This is a genomic window from Burkholderia sp. AU45251, from assembly GCF_030482905.1.
GTDB classification, from domain to species: domain Bacteria; phylum Pseudomonadota; class Gammaproteobacteria; order Burkholderiales; family Burkholderiaceae; genus Burkholderia; species Burkholderia aenigmatica.
This window is the reverse complement of sequence record NZ_JAUJQH010000001.1, coordinates 1,457,804-1,478,325: the sequence shown is the minus strand read 5'-3', so window position 1 is coordinate 1,478,325 and position 20,522 is coordinate 1,457,804. Positions and strand designations below refer to the sequence as shown.

Genomic DNA, 20,522 nt, shown 5'->3' with positions numbered 1-20,522 from the left:
CATTCAGGAAATCGAGGAAGATCGAAGATGGAGACAAACGACAATTTCCCGCTGCTCGACGCCACGCGTGCGTTTCTCGCGAAGCCGAAGAAGATGCTGATCGGCGCCGAGTGGCGCGATGCGGCGTCGGGCCGCCGGCTCGACGTCGTGAACCCGGCCGACGGAACCGTGCTTGCACGCGTGCCCGAAGCGGATGAGCATGACGTGCAGCAAGCTGTAGCAGCCGCGCGGCGCGCATTCGACGCGGGGCCATGGCGTACCGCGAAGACCACCGACCGCGAGCGACTGCTGCTGGCGCTCGCCGACCTGGTCGAAGCGAATGCGCGCGAGCTGGCCGAGATCGAGTCGCTCGACAACGGCAAGCCCGTGATGGTGGCGCAGGGGCTCGATGTCGCGATGGCCGCGCAGTGCTTCCGCTACATGGCCGGCTGGGCGACGAAGATCGAAGGCAGCGTGATCGACGCGGGCATGCCGTATATGCCGGACAGCGAGATCTTCACCTATACGCGCAAGGAACCCGTCGGCGTGGTCGGCGCGATCATTCCGTGGAATTTTCCGCTGCTGATGGCCGCGTGGAAGCTCGCGCCGGCATTGGCCACGGGCTGCACCGTGGTGTTGAAACCCGCGGAAGATACGCCGCTCAGCGCGTTGCGGCTCGGCGAGCTGATTCAGTCGGCCGGCTTTCCGGACGGCGTCGTCAATATCGTCACCGGCTACGGTCACACGGCCGGCGCCGCGCTGTCGCGCGATCCGCGCATCGACAAGATCGCGTTCACGGGCTCGACGCAGACGGGCAAGACGATCGGCCATGCGGCGCTCGACAACATGACGCGGATGTCGCTCGAACTCGGCGGCAAGTCGCCGGTGATCGTGCTGCCCGACGTCGATCCCGACAAGGCCGCGCTGGGCGTGGCGAACGCGATCTTCTTCAACCAGGGGCAGGTGTGCACGGCCGGGTCGCGCGCATACATCCATGCGAAGGTGTTCGACGACGTGATCGAGCGGGTCGCGAAGATCGCCGCGAGCCTGAAGATCGGCCCGGGGATGGATCCGTCGACGCAGATCGGCCCGCTCGTCTCGGCGAAGCAGCGCCAGCGCGTGTGCGGCTATATCGACTCGGGCTTCGGCGAGGGCGCTCGCGCCGCCGCGGGTGGCCGCGCGATCGACGGCCCTGGTTTCTTCGTCGAACCGACCGTGCTGGTCGATACGACACAGGCGATGCGCGTCGTGCGCGAGGAGATCTTCGGGCCGGTGCTCGTCGCGATGCCGTTCGACGACGTCGAGACGGCCGTGCAACTCGCCAACGACACGCCTTACGGTCTCGGCGCGAGTATCTGGTCGAACGACCTGTCTGCGATTCACAAGCTGATTCCGCGTATCGCGGCCGGCACGGTATGGGTCAACTGCCACTCGCTGCTCGACAACGCGATGCCGTTCGGCGGGATGAAGCAGTCGGGCTTCGGTCGCGAACTGGGGCGGGCGGTGATCGACCAGTACACGGAAAGCAAGTCGGTGATGATGAACTACGCATGAGCGTAGTGGCGGGCGCGTGCGTTGCCGCTACGTCGGCCGCGCACGCATGCGGACAGGCTCGCGCATTCCGATTCCGGCATGCGCCGCGACACGGATACGACGTATCAGGGGGAGACGACCGATGAAGGATCTGACGACGCCGCGCAGGATCGCGGCGGCGGTGGCGGCGCTCGCCGTCACGCAGGGGGCGCATGCGTTGAGCAGCGTCACGCTGTATGGCGATGTGGACGCCGGCATCACGATCACGAACAACCAGCAGACGACGGGCGCCGATGGTACGGTACGCGGCGGCCGCAACGTTCAGGTGACGGGCGGCAACTTCGCGCCGCCGCGCATCGGCCTGACCGGCAACGAGGATCTCGGCGGCGGCACGGCTGTCGCGTTCAAGCTGGAGAACAGCTTCTGGATGAACAACGGCAGTCTCCTGCAGGCGGGTACGTTGTTCAACCAGAACGCATGGGTCGGCTTGTCCAACGATCGCTACGGCACGCTGACGATCGGCCGCCAGTTCGACTCCTACACGACGACGCTCGCGCCGTATGCGTCGAGCATTCCGTGGGCGACGCTGTATGGCGCGCATATCGGCGACGTCGACAACCTCAATGCGGCGCTGAACCTGAACAGTGCGGTGCAGTACACGAGCCCCACCGTGGCGGGGTTTGCGTTCAGCGGCACGTTTTCGTTCGGTGGCGTCGCCGGGGATTTCTCGCGGCAACGCGGCTGGGCGCTGGCGGCGAGCTACAACCACGCACCGTTCTCGTTCGGCGTCGGCGTGCTCGACCTGAATCATCCGCTCGATGCGGCGCTGGGCGGCGCGCAAGCTTATATCGGCGATTTCGCGTGTTCGAATCCGGCAGCCATGTATTGCCAGCTGCAGAACGCGCGCTCGCTGAGGGCGATCGGCGCGGGCGGGTCGTATGCGATCGGGCCGGCGACGGTCGGCGTCGTCTATACGCATACGACGCTCGACGACAGCCTGTACTTCGCCGATACCACGCATCCGCATGGCGCCGACGCACGCTTCGACATCGTCGAGGTCAACGCGACTTTCTCCGTCACGCCGGCGCTTACGCTGGGCGCCGCGTATATCTACAACGCGATGAAGACCGACGCGAACGGTTCGCCGAAGTTTCATCAGGCGAACCTGGGCATGACCTACAACCTGTCGAAGCAGACGACGCTCTATACGGTCGGCATCTTCCAGCAGGCGGCGGGGCACGGCATCGGCACCGATCCTGTGACGGGTGGGGCGGCGAACTACGCGCAGATTCCGAATCTGCCGAACTCGACCAGCCGTCGGCAATTGGCGGTGACGGCCGGGTTGAAGCACAACTTCTGATCGGGCGCGGACGCGTCAAGCGCGAACCAGCACCACCCCGAGAATGAGGCACGCCGCGCCGGCCATGCGGATCGGGCCGGCCGAATGCTGCTGGATGCCGAGCACGCCGAAGTGGTCGAACGCGAGCGCGCCGGTCATCTGCCCGACGACGATCAGCGCGAGCGTCGTCGCGGCGCCCAGTCGCGGCACCATCAGGATCGCGATGCCCACGAACACCGCGCCGAACAATCCGCCGGTCCAGCTGAACCACGACCCGGCACCGGTGACGGACCCGCTCAGGCGCGGATGCGGGGACAGGAGCGCGACGGCGAGCATCGCGGCCAAGCCGACGAGGTAGCTGACCGAGCCGGCCCACCACGGCGAGCCGAGCTGCGCGCGGAGGTTGGCGTTGAGCACCTGTTGCAATGCCACGCTGACACCGGCGGCAACGACCAGCAGATAGGACAGGAGAGTAGTCACGACGAGGGAGGCTCCGGCGAGGTGGCGGTGACGGTGGTTCCGGCACGGCAGGCTTCCATTCTGGGAAGCGCGACGGTATAACGCAAATATCAAATCGGTCACTTATCCATCTCATTTCGGCATGCCATCGCTGAGGCAAATCCAGTATTTCCTGACCGTGGCCGATCTCGGCGGCTTCACGCCGGCCGCGGGCGCGCTTCACGTCGCGCAGTCGGCGCTCAGCCGGCAGATCGGTCAACTGGAAGACGAACTGGGGTTCCTGCTGTTCGACCGGGAGCCGAGGGGGGTGCGGCTCACGCCGGCCGGCGCGATCTATCGCGACCGCGTGGCGTCGATTCCGGCAACGCTGACCGCCGCGGCCGACGAAGGCGCGCAGTTGTCGCGCGGCGAGGCGGGCGTATTGCGGCTCCTGCATTCCAGCACCGTTCCCGTCGGCAGCCTGATGCCGGTGCTCGGGCGCTTCATGAGCGCGTGTCCGGGCGCGCGGATCGATCTCGACCGCGCACCGTCCGAGGATCAGGTCCTGGAGATCGCGAACGGCAACGCCGATATCGGGATCGTTCGTTTGCCGGTGCTGCGCCGCGATCCGCGCGTGCGCTTCGTCGAGCTCGCGGCCGAGCGTTTGTGCGTGGCGGTGCCGGCCGAGCATCCGCTGGCCGGCCGCAAGCGCACGGCGATCTCGCGGCTGCGGCACGAGCCGTTCGTATCGGCCGTGTATCGGGAGCGGGGCGGGCTCGCGCGCGTCGTGATCGATCTTTGCCTGAAGCGGGGATTCGTCCCGGCTGCCGCCCGGATCGTGTCGCCGAAGACGTCGATGCTGAATCTCGTCGCGGCCGGACATGGCGTGGCGATCGTGCCGGAACGGATGGCGAGCCTCGGGATCGACGGGGTCGTCTTCGTGCCGATTGGAGATGAAGACGCAAGGTCGGTTTGCGCGCTGGTGGTGCCGGTCGAGCCGACGGTGTTGGCGGATGTGTTCGTGCGGGTGGTCGCGGAAAGTACGCAGGTCGATGGTTGACGAGCACGGCGCGCGCGATTGCGCCGGATAAAAAAAACGCCAACCCCGAAGGGTTGGCGTTTCGCCTGGAGATGACCGGTATCAGAACTGGTTCATCGTGTTGTCCTTGCCTGCCGCCTTCAGCGCTGCGTCGCCGCTGAAGTATTCCTTGTGATCGTCACCGATGTCCGAGCCGGACATGTTCTGGTGCTTCACGCAGGCGATACCCTGGCGGATTTCCTTGCGCTGCACGCCGGCCACGTAGCCGAGCATGCCCTGGTCGCCGAAGTATTCCTTGGCCAGGTTGTCGGTCGACAGCGCGGCGGTGTGGTACGTCGGCAGCGTAATCAGGTGATGGAAGATGCCTGCTTCACGCGATGCGTCGGCCTGGAACGTACGGATCTTCTCGTCGGCCAGCTTGGCCAGTTCCGTCTCGTCGTATTCCACGCTCATCAGCTGCGCACGGTCGTAGGCCGACACGTCCTTGCCTGCTGCCTTCAGCGTGTCGTACGCCTGCTGACGGAAGTTCAGCGTCCAGTTGAACGACGGGCTGTTGTTGTACACCAGCTTCGCGTTCGGGATGACCTTGCGGATCTCGCTGACCATGCCGCCGATCTGTGCGATATGCGGTTTTTCGGTTTCGATCCACAGCAGGTCGGCGCCGTTCTGCAGCGACGTGATGCAGTCGAGCACGCAGCGCGCTTCGCCCGTGCCGGCGCGGAACTGGAACAGGTTGCTCGGCAGGCGCTTCGGACGCAGCAGCTTGCCGTCGCGCTTGATGACGACGTCACCGTTGCCCAGTGCATCGGCCGACAGTTCTTCGCAGTCGAGGAACGCGTTGTACTGGTCGCCCAGGTCGCCCGGCGTGTTGGTCACGGCGATCTGCTTGGTCAGGCCGGCGCCCAGCGAGTCGGTACGGGCCACGATGATGCCGTCGTCCACGCCCAGTTCCAGGAACGCGTAGCGGATCGCGCGGATCTTCGCGAGGAAGTCCTCGTGCGGCACGGTGACCTTGCCGTCCTGGTGGCCGCACTGCTTCTCGTCGGACACCTGGTTTTCGATCTGGATGCAGCAGGCGCCTGCTTCGATGAACTGCTTGGCCAGCAGGTACGTGGCTTCCGCGTTGCCGAAACCAGCGTCGATGTCGGCGATGATCGGCACGACGTGCGTGACGTGGTTGTCGATCTTGTCCTGGATCGCGGCCTTCGCGGTAGCGTCCGTGGCGGCATCGAGTTCGCGGAACAGGCCGCCGAGTTCACGTGCGTCGGCCTGGCGCAGGAACGTGTACAGCTCGCGGATCAGCGCGCTGACCGAGGTCTTTTCGTGCATCGACTGGTCCGGCAGCGGGCCGAACTCGGAGCGCAGCGCAGCGACCATCCAGCCCGACAGGTACAGGTAGCGGCGTTCGGTGCTGTTGAAGTGCTTCTTGATCGAGATCATCTTCTGCTGGCCGATGAAGCCGTGCCAGCAACCCAGCGACTGCGTGTACTTGGCCGGATCGGCGTCGTAGGCGGCCATGTCGGCACGCATGATCTTGGCGGTGTACTTGGCGATGTCCAGGCCCGTCTTGAACTTGTTCTGGGCACGCATGCGGGCGGCGTACTCGGGGCTGATCGCATTCCACGCGCTGCCGTGGTTTTCTTTCAAACCGGCAACTGCCTTGATGTCGTCTTGATACTGGGCCATGTCAATCTCCTGAGAGCAAAGCGCGTTTGGGTAACTGGTTGAGCGTGCCCGCTACGTCTGTCGAAGCGAACTGCATGGGATAAATAGTAACGCCGCCCGTTGAGCTTTTGGCAATGTCTTATATAAGACATAAGACATTATTTTTTCTTGTTTTTCAATGAGATACGTTGCGATTTTTGCAATGCAAAACAAGTTTTCAAGCGACGAAAAGGCGGCGGCGCGGGAATTCGACGTAGATTCCGCAATACGAAACGCGCTTTCGGCTGCTGGAGGCCGGGCCAGCTTCACACGCGCCCATGACACCCGTTCGTCGGTGCGGCGCGCGCGCCACGGGCCCGACGCCGCATCGGCACGCCGTCCCTGCCCGGCAGAAGGAAATATGTCGCGCCGCATGTGGACAAGCTGAATCCATCTGTCATTCCCATGAAAACCCCGTCCATCAAGCCTCTAAAGAAACCTAGTGGTTTCCACTCATAGTCGCAAATAGTCAAGAACAGGTCGCCGCCGGTCTTCTCGCGGCCAATATGGCTCGTTACTTTTACTCCCACGATGCAGGCCGGGCACACCCCGCGCACCGGCTGCCGCGAGTCCAACCGGGAGGAACCGAACCATGAAGTCGACGAAGATCGCCGCGCTTGCCGCGGCCGTGCTGGCGACCGGCGCGTTCACGCAGGCGGCGCTGGCCGAAACGGATGCCGCGACGTGCCGTACCGTGCGTTTCGCGGATATCGGCTGGACCGACATCACGTCGACCACGGCGCTCGCGTCGACCGTGTTCGAGGCGCTCGGCTACAAGCCGACCACGACGATCGCGTCGGTGCCGATCTCGTTCGCCGGCCTGAAGAGCAAGCAGCTCGACGTGTCGCTCGGCTACTGGTGGCCCGTGCAGCAGAAGCAGCTCCAGCCGTTCCTCGACAACAAGTCGATCAACGTCGTCGAACCGCCGAACCTGTCGGGCGCGAAGGCGACGCTCGCGGTGCCGAGCTACGAATACCAGGCCGGCCTGAAGACCTTCGAGGACATCGCGAAGCACCGCGCGGAACTCGACGGCAAGATCTACGGGATCGAGCCGGGCAGCAGCGCGAACGCGACGATCCAGAAAATGATCGACACGAACCAGTACGGGCTCGGCGGCTTCAAGCTGGTCGAATCGAGCGAGGCCGGGATGCTGGTGACGGTCGAGCGTGCGATCCGCGAGAAGAAGTGGGTCGTCTTCCTCGGCTGGGAACCGCATCCGATGAACATCCAGCTCAGCATGAACTATCTCTCCGGCGGCGACGCGTCGTTCGGGCCCAACTACGGCGAAGCGCGCGTGTACACGCTGACGGCCCCCGACTTCATCTCACGCTGCCCGAACGCCGGCAAGCTCGTCACGAACCTGCGCTTCTCGACGCAGCTCGAGAACCAGCTGATGCAGTCGGTGATGAACAAGACGAAACCGGCCGATGCCGCGAAGGCGTACCTGAAGAAGAACCCGCAGGTGCTCGATCCGTGGCTCGCGGGCGTCAAGACGTTCGACGGCAAGGACGGGCTGCCGGCCGTGAAGGCATATCTCGGCCTGTGACAGCTTGCGCGCTGCACCCGGCGCGCCCTGGCGAAACATCCGCATTGCGACACAACCTGATTCAAGCGAGGCAACCAGCATGAACCATGAAGTCATCATCACCTGCGCTGTCACCGGCGCGGGCGATACGGTCGGCAAGCATCCGGCGATTCCGGTCACGCCGAAGGAGATCGCGGCCGCCGCGATCGAGGCCGCGAAGGCCGGTGCGACGGTGGCGCATTGCCACGTGCGCGACCCGCAGACGGGGCGCGGCAGCCGCGACCCGAACCTGTACCGCGAAGTGGTCGACCGCATCCGCTCGGCCGACGTCGACGTGATCATCAACCTGACGGCCGGCATGGGCGGCGATCTCGAGATCGGCGCGGGCGAGGACCCGATGCGTTTCGGCAAGGGCACCGACCTGGTCGGCGGCCTCACGCGTCTCGCGCACGTCGAGGAGCTGCTGCCCGAGATCTGCACGCTCGATTGCGGCACGCTGAATTTCGGCGACGGCGACTACATCTACGTGTCGACGCCCGCGCAGCTTCGCGCCGGCGCGAAGCGCATCCAGGAACTCGGCGTGAAGCCGGAGCTGGAGATCTTCGACACGGGCCATCTGTGGTTCGCGAAGCAACTGCTGAAGGAAGGGCTGCTCGACGATCCGCCGCTGTTCCAGCTGTGCCTCGGCATCCCGTGGGGGGCGCCGGCCGACACGGGCACGATGAAGGCGATGGTCGACAACCTGCCGCCGGGCGCGCACTGGGCCGGCTTCGGGATCGGCCGCATGCAGATGCCGATGGTCGCGCAGGCGATGCTGCTCGGCGGTCACGTGCGCGTCGGCCTCGAAGACAACATCTGGCTCGATCGTGGCGTGCATGCGACCAACGGCACGCTCGTCGAGCGCGCGCGCGAGATCGTCGAACGGCTCGGCGGCCGCGTGCTGACGCCGGCCGAAGGCCGCCGCAAGCTCGGCTTGCCGGCGCGCGGCGAGCGTCCGCTCGAACGCCGTGCGATCGCCGAGTTCGCGTGAGCGGTTTCGCCGACTGATTGACATGACGCGGCGGCACGCACAGGCGCGGCCGCCCACCGATTTCCCCTGATTTGAAGGATGCGTTGACATGGCTGTGAAGACCGACATCAAGACGTTCGCCGCCATCGGCACCGGCGTGATCGGCAGCGGATGGATTTCCCGCGCGCTCGCGCACGGTCTCGACGTGGTCGTCTGGGACCCGGCACCGGGCGCGGAAGAGCGGCTGCGCGCGAACGTCGCGAACGCGTGGCCCGCGCTCGAGCGCGTCGGCCTCGCACCGGGCGCCGATCCTGCACGGCTGCGTTTCGTATCGACGATCGAGGCATGCGTCGCCGATGCGGATTTCATCCAGGAAAGCGCGCCCGAGCGCGAGGCGCTGAAGCTCGAACTGCACGAGCAGATCAGCCGCGCGGCGAAGCCCGACGCGATCATCGCGTCGTCGACGTCGGGTTTGCTGCCGACGGATTTCTACGCGCGGGCGACGCATCCGGAGCGCTGCGTGGTCGGCCATCCGTTCAATCCCGTCTACCTGCTGCCGCTCGTCGAGGTGCTCGGCGGCGCGCGCACGTCGCCGGAAGCGGTCGAAGGCGCGATGGAGATCTATCGCAAGCTCGGCATGCGGCCGCTGCACGTGCGCAAGGAAGTGCCGGGCTTCATCGCCGATCGTCTGCTCGAAGCGTTGTGGCGCGAGGCGCTGCACCTCGTCAACGAAGGCGTCGCGACGACCGGTGAGATCGACGACGCGATCCGCTTCGGCGCGGGCATCCGCTGGTCGTTCATGGGCACGTTCCTGACCTACACGCTCGCCGGCGGCGACGCGGGCATGCGACACTTCATGCAGCAGTTCGGCCCCGCGCTCGAACTGCCGTGGACGAAGCTGGTCGCACCCACGCTCACCGATGCGTTGATCGACAGCGTCGTCGAAGGCACGACCGAACAGCAGGGCACGCGCAGCATCAAGGAACTCGAACGCTATCGCGACGAGTGCATCACCGAGGTGCTGAAGTCGATCGCCGCGGTGAAGGCGCGGCACGGCATGCGATTCGAAGACTGAGGACGAGAGACGATGACGGGCGATACCCCGCTGACGATATACCGCGACGTCGTGCGACCCGAATGGGTCGACTACAACGGCCACCTGCGCGATGCGTTTTACCTGCTGATCTTCAGCTTCGCGACCGATGCGCTGCTGGATCGCATCGGCCTCGATGACGCCGCGCGTCGCGAGCGGGGCCGCTCGGTCTACACGCTCGAAGCGCATGTGAACTACCTGCAAGAGATCAAGGAGGGCACGCAGGTGCGCGTCGACGCGCGTGTGCTTGCGCACGACGCGAAGCGGCTGCACCTGTATCTCGAACTGTTCGCGGCCGGGCATGACGGCGCGGTGTCGGCGAGCGAGCAGATGCTGCTGCACGTCGATACGCGCGACGGCACGAAGTCGGCGCCGTTCGACGACGACGTGGCCGCGCGTGTGGCCGAGCTGCATGCGTTGCAGCACGATTGCGCGGCACCCGCGTATGCGGGCCGCGTGATCGGGCTGCCGCCGCGCCGCTAGCCGGCGCGAACCTTCGACCGCGGAGCGCACACGATGCTCGAACCGGAAATCGCGACGTTCGTTGCAGCCGTCGACGCGTGGTATCCGGCCGACGCGGCGGCACGCTCGGCCAGCGAGCAGCGCCGTCTCTACGACCGCTTCGCGGCCGAATGGACCCCGGCCGCGCTGCCGGCCGGGATCGTGCAGCAGGACGCCGTCTGGCAGGCACCCGACGGCCGCGCGATCGCGCTGCGGCGCTACACGTCCGCGCACGGCACGCCGCGCGGCACCGTGCTGTTCTTTCATGGCGGCGGCTTCGTCGTCGGCTCGCTCGACAGTCACGCGCTGATTACCGCGCAACTGGCGGCCGATACGGGGCTCGACGTGATCGCAGTCGATTACCGGCTGGCGCCCGAGCATCGCGCGCCGGCCGCGCTCGAAGATTGTCTGGATGTCACGCGCGCCGCGCGCGATGCGCGCTGGCCGTTCGGGCCGTGCGAGCAGCCGCTGACGCTCGCGGGCGACAGCGCGGGCGGCATGCTCGCGGCAGCCGTGGCCACCGCGTTGCGCGATGCGGGCGAAGGCGGTGTCGACGGCATCGCGCTCGTCTATCCGATGCTCGGGTTCGAACCGCAATCGCCCGCGCGCGAAACGGAAGCGCACGCGCCGATGCTGACGCTCGACGACGTCCATCGCTATCGCGCGCTGTACTGGGAGGGCGACTTGATCGATGCGCTGGGAGACGGCAACCCGCTGTTGCGCGCATCGGTGCCGCTCGCGGCGGCGCGTTTCGACGGCCTGCCGCCCGTGCTCGCGATCGGCGCGGAACACGATCCACTGCGCGACGATGCGCGCGTGTACGTCGAACGGATTCGCGCGGCCGGCAGTGCCGCGCACTACTGGATGGGAGAAGGGCTGGTGCACGGCTGCTGGCGCGCGCTCGGAACGAGCCCGCAGGCGGCGCGGCTGCACCGGACGGTCGGCGGGTTTCTGCTCGCACCACACGCGTAGCGGGCGTTTCCGGGAGGCAACGATGCAGGCAGCGCAACACCGTATCGAGGACTGGCGGACGTTTTCGGCCGACGCGGCCATTGCAGCGGCGACGATCGCCGATGGCGCCGTGGACGTCGAGTGGAGCGACACGCGACGATCGCCGTTTCATTTCGACTGGCTGCGTGACAACTGCGCGTGTTCCGCGTGCGTGCACGCCGTCACGCGTGAACAGGTGTTCGAGATCGCCGACGCGCGCGAGGATCTCGCCGCGCTCACGGTGCACGTCGAAACCGACGGCGCGCTGCATGTCGAGTGGAACGACGGACATCGCAGTGCGTGGTCGCCGGGCTGGTTGCGCGCGCATGCGTATGACGACGCGTCGCGCGCGGAGCGCCAGGCGGCGCACGGGCGGCACGTGTGGACTGGCAACGACGCGACGGCCATCGGCGTGTTCGCGTGGCGCGACGTGATGGAGGACGATCACGCGTTGCTCGCGTGGCTGGCCGCGTTGCAACGCACGGGGCTGACGCTCGTCGAAGGCGTGCCGGCCGAGCGCGGCCGCGTCGATGAGATCGCGCGCCGCATCGGCCTGATTCGCGAGAGCAATTTCGGCGTGCTGTTCGACGTCGAATCGAAGCCGCGTCCGGACAGCAATGCGTATACGTCACTGAACCTGCCGCCGCATACCGATCTGCCGACCCGCGAATTGCAGCCGGGCGTGCAGTTCCTGCATTGCCTCGCGAACGACGCGACCGGTGGCGACAGCGTGTTCCTCGACGGTTTCGCGCTCGCAGATGCGCTGCGGCGCGAGCATCCGGCCGATTTTGAACAACTCGCGTCGACGCCGTTCGAGTTCTGGAACAAGAGTGCGCACAGCGACTACCGCTGCTCGGCGCCGGTGATCGGGCTCGATGCGCGCGGCAACGTCACCGAGGTGCGCGTCGCGAACTTCCTGCGCGGGCCGCTCGATGCACCGGCTGGTTCGGTCGCGGCCGTCTATCGTGCGTACCGGCGGTTCCTCGCGCTTGCACGCGAGCCGCGTTTTCGCGTGCAGCGCCGGCTGCGGGCGGGCGACATGTGGGCGTTCGACAACCGACGCGTGATGCATGCGCGCACCGAGTTCGATCCGTCCACCGGCCGCCGGCACCTGCAGGGCTGCTACATCGATCGCGACGAGCTGCTGTCGCGGTGGCGCGTGTTGTCGCGTTCGGCGCCCGCCGCGGCTGTGCCGCATTGACGGGGGCGCGCGGCTTCATCCTGCTAGCACGCGTACCTCGCAGATGAAAAAGCGCCCGGACGCGAGGCGCCCGGGCGAAGCCACCCGTTGCCGGGCGGCGGAGGTATGCGTTTCATAAAAAAGGACGAGCCCCGCAAGGGGGCTCGTCCTGATACGTCTTCATCGCGCGACGCGCGGCGCCCGCCGAGGGCGCATCGGCTTACTGGCCGAAGAAGATCGAGTCGCGAGCGTTCGACGACGCTGCAGCCGGGGCGCCCGAATGAACGAGCGGAGCCGGTTGCGCGCCGTAGCCGCTGGTGTCGGCACCATGAACACGCGCTTCGGCGCTCTGGATGTCGTTCGGGTAGTACGGGCTCGCCAGGCCCGGCTTGTAGCCGGCCTTTTCGAGCTGAACCAGTTCGTTGCGCACTTGAGCGCGGGTCACGGTGCTTTGAGCGAATGCGCCAAACGAAGCGGACAGGGCGGCAGCGGCAACGACTGCGGAAACGAGCGATTTCATGATGACCTCCGGTGTTTTATTGAGTTCGCTCGCGACACCATGTCTTAAGCGATTGATCAAATCTTAGTCATCGGAGGGTTCAGGGTAAACGCTGATTTTGACGATAGATTGTTTCCTGGGTGGTAACAGTAGCGCGTCAAATCAGGCTTTCAATCGACTTTCTTTTCGGGGGATGTAATAAGTATGAAGATTGTGACGGAGGGCGATGCGTGTTTCAGCGCACCTCGGCCGTCGTGTCGAACGGTCGTTCCGGCGCGCGTCCGGCCGGCGCGCCCGAACTGAGGAAACGCACGCCCGTCGCGGCTTCCGAGGCTTCCCACAGCAACGCCGCCGAGGCCACGTCGCGCGCCGCACGCGGCACGCTCGCGGGCGCCGGCAGCCCGCGCGACTCGAACCAGCCGGACGGCCCGAGATACGCGCCGCCCGCGAGATCGGGTGCGGTTGCCGCATGAATCGCGGGCAGCGCACCCTGGTCGGCCGGTTGGGCGAGATAACGGTTCGCGGCCCGCATCAGCGCGGCACGGGCGGGTGAGCTGTCCATCGCCGGGCCCGCGAACTGCAGGTTGGTCGCCGCGTAGCCGGGGTGCGCGGCCACGCTGATCCCGGCGAATGCCGCGCGCTCGAACCGGCGCTGCAGTTCGATCGCGAACACGAGGTTCGCGAGCTTGCTGTCGCAATAGGCGAGATAACGGTTGTAGCGGTGCTCGGCACGCAGGTCGTCGACGCGGATCCGTCCGCCGCGGTTGAAGCCGCTCGACATCGTCACGACGCGCGCCCGGCGGGCGGCGCGCAGCGCGGGCAGCAGATGGCCGGTCAGCGCGAAATGGCCGAGGTGGTTGGTGCCGAACTGCATCTCGAAGCCGTCGTGCGTCTGGCGCTGCGGCAGGAACATCACGCCGGCGTTGTTGCAGAGGATGTCGACGCGGCCATGGCGTTCGGCCACATCGGCCGCGAAGCGTGCGATCGACGCGAGATCGGCGAGGTCGAGCGCGTCGACTTCGACGCGGGCATCGGGATGGAGTCGGCGGATCGCGTCGGCCGCCTGCGCGGCGCGGGCGGCGTCGCGGCAGCCCATCACGACCGTCGCGCCTTTCGCGGCCAGCGTTTCCGCGAGTTGCCAGCCGAGCCCGCTGTTGGCGCCGGTCACGACCGCGACCTTGCCGCCTTGCGCCGGGACGTGGCGCGCGCTCCATGCATGCATGTCTGCCTCCATCGGCGCGACCGGGCGGCCGCGGCGCGTAATCGTTACATTGGGTGGTGTAACGATAGTGCGCGCGGGCGTGGCAGACAAGCGGGGGAATTAGACCGGCGCTTCTAGCGCTCGCGCATCGTATGGTGCCGCGTGCCGTGGCGCGCGGCCGGCAGGATTTACCTGCCGCCGGCCAGTGCGAGCACTTCGGCGGCGGAGATCATCGCGGCCGCGTTCGCGGGCGCCGGGCGTTCAGCCGGGCGGAAGACTTCGTCGCCGCGCTGGATCACCTGACGCGACAGCGCGCAGGTGCCGGTGCGTTGCGCGAAGCGGCGGCGCCAGCGCTGTTCACCGTAGTGACAGCGGCCGGGCTCGACCCAGCGGACGACGAGCAGCGTATCGGAACGTTCGAGGATTTCGACGTGGACGTCGGCGGGATCGAGCGCAGGCAGGGATTTGGAGGCCTTCATTTTGCCGTTTCCTAAAGCTCGTGCGGTTCGGCCGTGGCAGTGGATGTCACTACCCGATGGCGAATCCGTAGCGGTTTCCATGAGTGGTGCGCTAAATGTAAGCGTCTGTGACCGGAAAAAACATCCTGTCTGGCTCAAATTACCTTTTGCCGATTTAGAAACAATCCACGCTTATTTTCTTGGGAAACCACAGACAAAAACGCCCCGGACACGAAGTCCGGGGCGGAAAATCGGCCTGCGCGCCGTGTCTGCTCGCCCAGTCACGGAGCCCATCGCCGGGGGACGGAGGTGCCCGCAGGGATCGAACGCGGGCGAGGTGGCGATGGACCGGAAGCGCAGTCCGGTACGCCATGATGGCGCGCGCATCCCGTTGAGACCCTGACGCGAACATGACTTTTTTGTCAGTTTGGCGCGCTGCGGCGCCGGACGTCGCCGTCAACCGGCCAGGAAACCCACCGGTATTGGCGTTGTGCGGATCCCCGGGCGCGCTCCCGGGGACCGTCGAACGCCGAATCTTTGCGCAACCGCCCGATTTCCCCGCCCGGGTAAATACTGAATCCCGATTTCGTGACAAACGTGAAATCACTTCCTATGATTGGTTGGACCTTTAGTCCTTTGTGCCAATCGGCCGACGGGTGGCCGGCATTTTCGGGAGAGTTGCTCATGAGATTGCAGGGCAAACGCGCGCTGGTGACGGCGGCCGGGCAGGGCATCGGCCGCGCGACCGCGCTGCGGTTCGCGAGCGAGGGCGCCGACGTGCTGGCGACCGACATCAACGAAGCCGCGCTCGTGCGGCTCGAGGCCGACGCCGAACGCGCGGGGGGCCGGCTGACCACGCGGCGGCTCGATGTGACCGATGCGCAGGACGTCGCCGCGCTCGCCGCGAACGAACGCGCGTTCGACGTGCTGTTCAACTGCGCGGGCTTCGTGCATCACGGCTCGATCCTCGACTGCGACGACGATGCATGGGCGTTCTCGCTGAACCTGAACGTCACGTCGATGTACCGGCTGATCCGCGCGCTGCTGCCCGCGATGCTCGCAGCCGGCGGCGCGTCGATCGTCAACATGGCATCGGCCGCATCGAGCGTGAAGGGCGTGCCGAACCGCTTCGTCTACGGCACCACCAAGGCGGCCGTGATCGGGCTGACCAAGGCGGTCGCCGCCGATTTCGTCGAGCGGGGCATCCGCTGCAATGCGATCTGCCCGGGCACGATCGAGTCGCCGTCGCTGGAGCAGCGGATCGCGGACCAGGCGCGCACGCGCCACCTGTCGACCGACGAGGTGCGCCAGGCGTTCGTTGCGCGCCAGCCGATCGGCCGCATCGGCAGCGCGGAAGAAGTGGCCGCGCTCGCGCTGTACCTCGCATCCGACGAAGCGTCGTTCACGACCGGCGCGATCCACCTGATCGATGGCGGCTGGTCAAACTGACCGCGCCTTCCCCTTCACTTTCCGTTTCCGCTCAAGACGACATGAAACTGCTGAGATTTGGCGACAAACACCATGAAAAGCCGGGCCTGCTCGATGCGCAGGGCCGGATCCGCGACCTGTCCGGCGTGATCGACGACATCGCCGGCGACGCGCTGTTACCGGCCTCGCTCGCGCGGCTGCGTGGCATTCCACCGTCGTCATTGCCGCTGGTCGAAGGCACGCCGCGGCTCGGCGCGTGCGTCGGCCGCGTTGGCAAGTTCATCTGCATCGGGCTCAACTATTCCGACCACGCGGCCGAATCGGGGATGGAAGTACCGAAGGAGCCGGTCGTGTTCGGCAAATGGACGAGTGCGATCTCGGGGCCGAACGACGACGTCGAGATCCCGCGCGGCTCGGAGAAGACCGACTGGGAAGTCGAGCTCGGCGTGGTGATCGGCCAGGGCGGCCGCTACATCGCGGAAGCCGACGCGCTGTCGCACGTCGCCGGCTACTGCGTCGTGAACGACGTGTCGGAGCGCGAATTCCAGCTCGAACGCGGCGGCACGTGGGACAAGGGCAAGGGCAACGACACGTTCGGGCCGCTCGGCCCGTGGCTCGTGACGGCCGACGAAGTGCCCGATCCGCATGGGCTGCGGCTGTGGCTCGACGTCGACGGCCATCGCTACCAGAACGGCACGACCGCGACGATGGTGTTCCGCGTGCCGCACCTGATCAGCTACCTGAGCCGCTTCATGAGCCTGCAGCCTGGCGACGTGATCTCGACCGGCACGCCGCCGGGTGTCGGTCTCGGGCAGAAACCGCCCGTCTATCTGCGCGCCGGGCAGGTGATCACGCTCGGCATCGACGGGCTCGGCGAGCAACGCCAGCGCACCGTGCAGGCCTGATTTCCTTTCGCGGACGATTCGTCATGCCTATCATTCGATCGATGCGCGTCCTCGACGTGCGCTTCCCGACCTCGCGCCAGCTCGACGGCTCCGACGCGATGAATCCGGACCCCGATTATTCGGCGGCCTACGTCGTGCTCGAAACCGACTGCGACGGGCTCGAAGGTCACGGGCTCACGTTCACCATCGGGCGCGGCAACGAGATCTGCTGCGCGGCGATCGACGCGATGCGTCACCTCGTCGTCGGCCTCGACCTCGACTGGATCCGTGCGGACATGGGCCGCTTCTGGCGCCACGTCACGTCGGACAGCCAGTTGCGCTGGATCGGCCCCGACAAGGGTGCGATCCATCTGGCGACGGGCGCCGTCGTCAATGCGGTATGGGATCTCTGGGCGAAGGCCGAACGCAAGCCGCTGTGGCGGCTCGTGGCCGAGATGCGCCCCGAGGAGCTGGTGCGCGCGATCGACTTCCGCTACCTGACCGACTGCCTGACGCCGGACGAAGCGCTCGACCTGCTGCGCCGGCAGGCGCCGGGCAAGGCCGAACGGATCGCGCTGCTCGAGCGCGACGGCTACCCGTGCTACACGACGTCGGCCGGCTGGCTCGGCTACAGCGACGACAAGCTGCGGCGGCTGTGCCGCGAAGCCGTCGAAGCGGGGTTCGAGTACGTGAAGCTGAAAGTCGGCGCGAACCTGGAAGACGACATCCGCCGCGTGACGATCGCGCGCGAGGTGATCGGCCCGGACCGCAAGCTGATGATCGATGCGAACCAGGTGTGGGAAGTGGACGAGGCGATCGACTGGGTGCGCGAGCTGGCGTTCGCGCGGCCGTGGTTCATCGAGGAGCCGACGAGCCCCGACGACGTCGAAGGGCATCGCAAGATCCGCGAGGCGATCGCGCCGGTGCAGGTCGCGACCGGCGAGATGTGCCAGAACCGCGTGCTGTTCAAGCAGTTCATCGCGCGCGGCGCGATCGACGTCGTGCAGATCGATGCGTGCCGGCTCGGCGGCGTGAACGAGATTCTCGCGGTGATGCTGATGGCCGCGAAGTACGGGCTGCCCGTGTGCCCGCATGCGGGCGGCGTCGGGCTGTGCGAGTACGTGCAGCATCTGTCGATGATCGACTACGTGTGCATTTCCGGCACGAAGGAAGGGCGCGTGACCGAGTACGTCGATCACCTGCACGAGCATTTCGTCGAGCCGTGCGTGGTGCGCGGTGCGGCGTACATGCCGCCGACGGCGCCCGGTTTCTCGATCGAGATGAAGCCCGAATCGCTGGAGCAATACCGGTTCCGCGGCTGAAGCACGGCCGCGCGCGATGCGCGTCATGCGTGCCGACAACATGAACGACGGAGACGCGAAGTGGATTTGAATCTGCAACACAAGGTCGTGATCGTGACCGGCGGCGCGTCGGGCATCGGCGCCGCGATCTCGATGCGGCTGGCCGAAGAAGGTGCGATCCCGGTGGTGTTCGCGCGCCACGCGCCCGACGATGCGTTCTGGCGCGCACTCGTGCAGAAGCAGCCGCAGGCCACGTGCGTGTCCGTCGAATTGCAGGACGATGCGCTGTGCCGCGACGCGGTTGCGGACACGATCGCGCGTTTCGGCCGCCTCGACGGTCTGGTCAACAACGCGGGCGTCAACGACAGCATCGGACTCGATGCCGGGCGCGCTGCGTTCGTCGCGTCGCTCGAACGCAACCTGATCCACTACTACGTGATGGCGCACTACTGCGTGCCGCACCTGAAGGCGACGCGCGGCGCGATCGTCAACCTCTCGTCGAAGACGGCCGTGACCGGGCAGGGCAACACGAGCGGCTATTGCGCATCGAAGGGCGCGCAGCTTGCATTGACGCGCGAATGGGCCGTCGCACTGTGCGACGACGGCGTGCGCGTGAACGCGGTGATCCCGGCCGAGGTGATGACGCCGCTGTACCGGAACTGGCTCGCCGGCTTCGACGATCCCGACGCGAAGCTTGCCGCCATCGCCGGCAAGGTGCCGCTCGGCAAGCGCTTCACGACGGCCGAGGAAATTGCCGATACGGCCGTATTCCTGCTGTCGGACCGCGCATCGCACACGACGGGCCAATGGTTGTTCGTCGACGGCGGCTATACGCATCTCGACCGTGCGATCGGCTAAGGGCGGCGATCCATGCAACCCGACCTGAACCCGAACACCGTGCCGCCGCTGATTGCGCTGACCGGCATCGGCAAGCGCTTCCCGGGCGTGCAGGCGCTCGACGATTGCCGTTTCGACCTGCGTGCCGGCGAAGTGCATGCGCTGATGGGCGAGAACGGCGCCGGCAAGTCCACGCTGATGAAGATCCTCGCGGGCGTCTACCCACGCGACGAAGGCGAGATTCGGATGGACGGCCGCGCGGTGGAGATCGCCGATCCGCGCGCCGCGCAGGCGCTCGGGATCGGCATCATCCATCAGGAACTGAACCTGATGAACCACCTGAGCGTCGCGCAGAACATCTTCATCGGCCGCGAGCCGCGCGGCCGCTTCGGCGTGTTCGTCGACGAAGCGGCACTCAACCGCGACGCGGCCGCGATCTTCGCGCGGATGCGGCTCGATCTCGACCCGCGCACGCCGGTCGGTCGGCTCACGGTGGCGAAGCAGCAGATGGTCGAGATCGCGAAGGCGCTGTCGTTCGACTCGCGCGTGCTGATCATGGACGAGCCGACCGCCGCGCTCAACAACGCGGAGATCGCCGAGCTGTTCCGCATCATCGGCGACCTGCGCACGCACGGTGTCGGCATCGTCTATATCTCGCACAAGATGGACGAGCTGCGCCAGATCGCCGATCGCGTGACCGTGATGCGCGACGGCAAGTACGTCGCGACCGTGCCGATGGCGGACACGTCGATGGACGCGATCATCGCGATGATGGTCGGCCGCCAGCTCGCCACCGAATCCCGCACGCCGCCCGATACGTCCGCGAACGACGTCGCGCTCGAAGTGCGCGGGCTGTCGCGCGGCCGCGCGATTCGCAACGTCGGCTTCACGCTGCGGCGCGGCGAGATTCTCGGCTTCGCGGGGCTGATGGGCGCAGGCCGCACCGAGGTCGCGCGCGCGGTGTTCGGCGCGGATCCGGTCGACGCGGGCGAGATCCGCGTGCACGGCAAGACCGTGACGATCCGCACGCCGGCCGATGCGGTGAAGCACGGCATCGGCTACCTGTCGGAAGATCGCAAGCACTTCGGGCTCGCGGTCGGGATGGACGTGCAGAACAACATCGCGCTGTCGAGCCTGCGCCGCTTCGTGCGCCGTGGCGTGTTTCTCGATGCGCGTGCGCTGCGCGACACCGCGCAGTCGTACGTGCGGCAGCTCGCGATCCGCACGCCGTCGGTCACGCAGCCGGCGCGGCTGCTGTCGGGCGGCAATCAGCAGAAGATCGTGATTGCGAAGTGGCTGCTGCGCGACTGCGACATCCTGTTCTTCGACGAGCCGACGCGCGGCATCGACGTCGGCGCGAAAAGCGAGATCTACAAGCTGCTCGACGCGCTCGCCGCCGACGGCAAGGCGATCGTGATGATCTCGTCGGAATTGCCCGAGGTGCTGCGCATGAGCCACCGGATTCTCGTGATGTGCGAAGGGCGTGTGACCGGCGAATTGCGCGCGGCCGACGCCACGCAGGAAAAGATCATGCAGCTCGCGACGCAGCGCGAGTCGACCGTATTGTCCTGATTCAGCCCCTAC

19 protein-coding genes are annotated in these 20,522 nt (G+C 66.7%); 14 read left to right on the top strand and 5 right to left on the bottom strand.

All coding sequences use genetic code 11. From position 1 onward, the window contains the following. Positions 1-27: 27 nt before the first annotated feature. On the top strand, positions 28-1,533 hold the full coding sequence (locus tag QZM67_RS06600) for an aldehyde dehydrogenase family protein (protein WP_301801360.1): 1,506 nt from the start codon (positions 28-30) through the stop codon (positions 1,531-1,533). Between the two features lie 121 nt (positions 1,534-1,654). Continuing rightward, positions 1,655-2,872: a porin gene (locus tag QZM67_RS06595; RefSeq protein ID WP_301801359.1), complete on the top strand. Its 1,218-nt coding sequence runs from the start codon at positions 1,655-1,657 to the stop codon at positions 2,870-2,872. A gap of 15 nt (positions 2,873-2,887) precedes the next feature. On the opposite strand, the gene QZM67_RS06590 is transcribed toward QZM67_RS06595, so the two are convergent. Beyond that, entirely contained in the window at positions 2,888-3,331 is a 444-nt protein-coding gene (locus QZM67_RS06590; protein ID WP_301801357.1) for a DMT family transporter, read from the bottom strand. A 121-nt stretch (positions 3,332-3,452) separates the two neighbouring features. On the opposite strand from QZM67_RS06590, the gene QZM67_RS06585 reads away from it, so the two are divergent. After that, on the top strand, positions 3,453-4,349 hold the full coding sequence (locus QZM67_RS06585; protein WP_301801355.1) for a LysR family transcriptional regulator: 897 nt from the start codon (positions 3,453-3,455) through the stop codon (positions 4,347-4,349). An 81-nt stretch (positions 4,350-4,430) separates the two neighbouring features. On the opposite strand, the gene QZM67_RS06580 is transcribed toward QZM67_RS06585, so the two are convergent. After that, on the bottom strand, positions 4,431-6,014 hold the full coding sequence (locus QZM67_RS06580; protein WP_175021239.1) for an isocitrate lyase: 1,584 nt from the start codon (positions 6,012-6,014) through the stop codon (positions 4,431-4,433). 610 nt (positions 6,015-6,624) lie between these two features. Here QZM67_RS06580 and QZM67_RS06575 point away from each other — a divergent pair. The 6 genes from QZM67_RS06575 (at position 6,625) to QZM67_RS06550 (ending at position 12,351) form a co-directional block, all read left to right on the top strand. Beyond that, positions 6,625-7,578: a choline ABC transporter substrate-binding protein gene (locus tag QZM67_RS06575; protein ID WP_175021240.1), complete on the top strand. Its 954-nt coding sequence runs from the start codon at positions 6,625-6,627 to the stop codon at positions 7,576-7,578. Between the two features lie 79 nt (positions 7,579-7,657). Then, positions 7,658-8,587, top strand: coding sequence for a 3-keto-5-aminohexanoate cleavage protein (locus tag QZM67_RS06570; protein ID WP_301801352.1), 930 nt, complete (start codon positions 7,658-7,660; stop codon positions 8,585-8,587). Between the two features lie 88 nt (positions 8,588-8,675). Continuing rightward, positions 8,676-9,641 (top strand): L-carnitine dehydrogenase, encoded by a 966-nt coding sequence (locus QZM67_RS06565; protein ID WP_011354221.1) that lies wholly within the window; start codon positions 8,676-8,678, stop codon positions 9,639-9,641. 12 nt (positions 9,642-9,653) lie between these two features. Further along, on the top strand, positions 9,654-10,142 hold the full coding sequence (locus QZM67_RS06560; protein ID WP_175021242.1) for a thioesterase family protein: 489 nt from the start codon (positions 9,654-9,656) through the stop codon (positions 10,140-10,142). A 33-nt stretch (positions 10,143-10,175) separates the two neighbouring features. After that, positions 10,176-11,132: an alpha/beta hydrolase gene (locus QZM67_RS06555; RefSeq protein ID WP_301801349.1), complete on the top strand. Its 957-nt coding sequence runs from the start codon at positions 10,176-10,178 to the stop codon at positions 11,130-11,132. Positions 11,133-11,154: 22 nt separating this feature from the next. Continuing rightward, on the top strand, positions 11,155-12,351 hold the full coding sequence (locus tag QZM67_RS06550; RefSeq protein WP_301801347.1) for a TauD/TfdA family dioxygenase: 1,197 nt from the start codon (positions 11,155-11,157) through the stop codon (positions 12,349-12,351). Positions 12,352-12,550: 199 nt separating this feature from the next. On the opposite strand, the gene QZM67_RS06545 is transcribed toward QZM67_RS06550, so the two are convergent. The 3 genes from QZM67_RS06545 to QZM67_RS06535 form a co-directional block, all read right to left on the bottom strand. Beyond that, positions 12,551-12,850, bottom strand: a complete 300-nt coding sequence (locus tag QZM67_RS06545) for a DUF4148 domain-containing protein (RefSeq protein ID WP_175021245.1) — start codon at positions 12,848-12,850, stop codon at positions 12,551-12,553. 214 nt (positions 12,851-13,064) lie between these two features. Then, positions 13,065-14,051 carry an oxidoreductase gene (locus QZM67_RS06540; protein ID WP_301801344.1) on the bottom strand — a complete coding sequence of 329 codons (987 nt, stop codon included), beginning with the start codon at positions 14,049-14,051 and terminating at the stop codon, positions 13,065-13,067. 167 nt (positions 14,052-14,218) lie between these two features. Then, on the bottom strand, positions 14,219-14,509 hold the full coding sequence (locus tag QZM67_RS06535) for a DUF3331 domain-containing protein (protein WP_043180367.1): 291 nt from the start codon (positions 14,507-14,509) through the stop codon (positions 14,219-14,221). A 663-nt stretch (positions 14,510-15,172) separates the two neighbouring features. Here QZM67_RS06535 and QZM67_RS06530 point away from each other — a divergent pair. The 5 genes from QZM67_RS06530 to QZM67_RS06510 are packed head-to-tail and all read left to right on the top strand — an operon-like array spanning position 15,173 to position 20,510. Continuing rightward, entirely contained in the window at positions 15,173-15,937 is a 765-nt protein-coding gene (locus QZM67_RS06530) for an SDR family oxidoreductase (protein ID WP_301801341.1), read from the top strand. 41 nt (positions 15,938-15,978) lie between these two features. Then, positions 15,979-16,821 (top strand): ureidoglycolate lyase, encoded by an 843-nt coding sequence (locus QZM67_RS06525; protein WP_175021248.1) that lies wholly within the window; start codon positions 15,979-15,981, stop codon positions 16,819-16,821. A gap of 23 nt (positions 16,822-16,844) precedes the next feature. After that, a complete protein-coding gene (locus QZM67_RS06520; protein WP_301801338.1) occupies positions 16,845-18,122 on the top strand; it encodes an L-fuconate dehydratase in 1,278 nt (425 codons plus the stop codon). A gap of 60 nt (positions 18,123-18,182) precedes the next feature. Continuing rightward, positions 18,183-18,959, top strand: coding sequence for an SDR family oxidoreductase (locus tag QZM67_RS06515; RefSeq protein ID WP_301801336.1), 777 nt, complete (start codon positions 18,183-18,185; stop codon positions 18,957-18,959). 12 nt (positions 18,960-18,971) lie between these two features. Then, positions 18,972-20,510 (top strand): sugar ABC transporter ATP-binding protein, encoded by a 1,539-nt coding sequence (locus QZM67_RS06510; RefSeq protein ID WP_301801335.1) that lies wholly within the window; start codon positions 18,972-18,974, stop codon positions 20,508-20,510. Positions 20,511-20,522 lie beyond the last annotated feature (12 nt).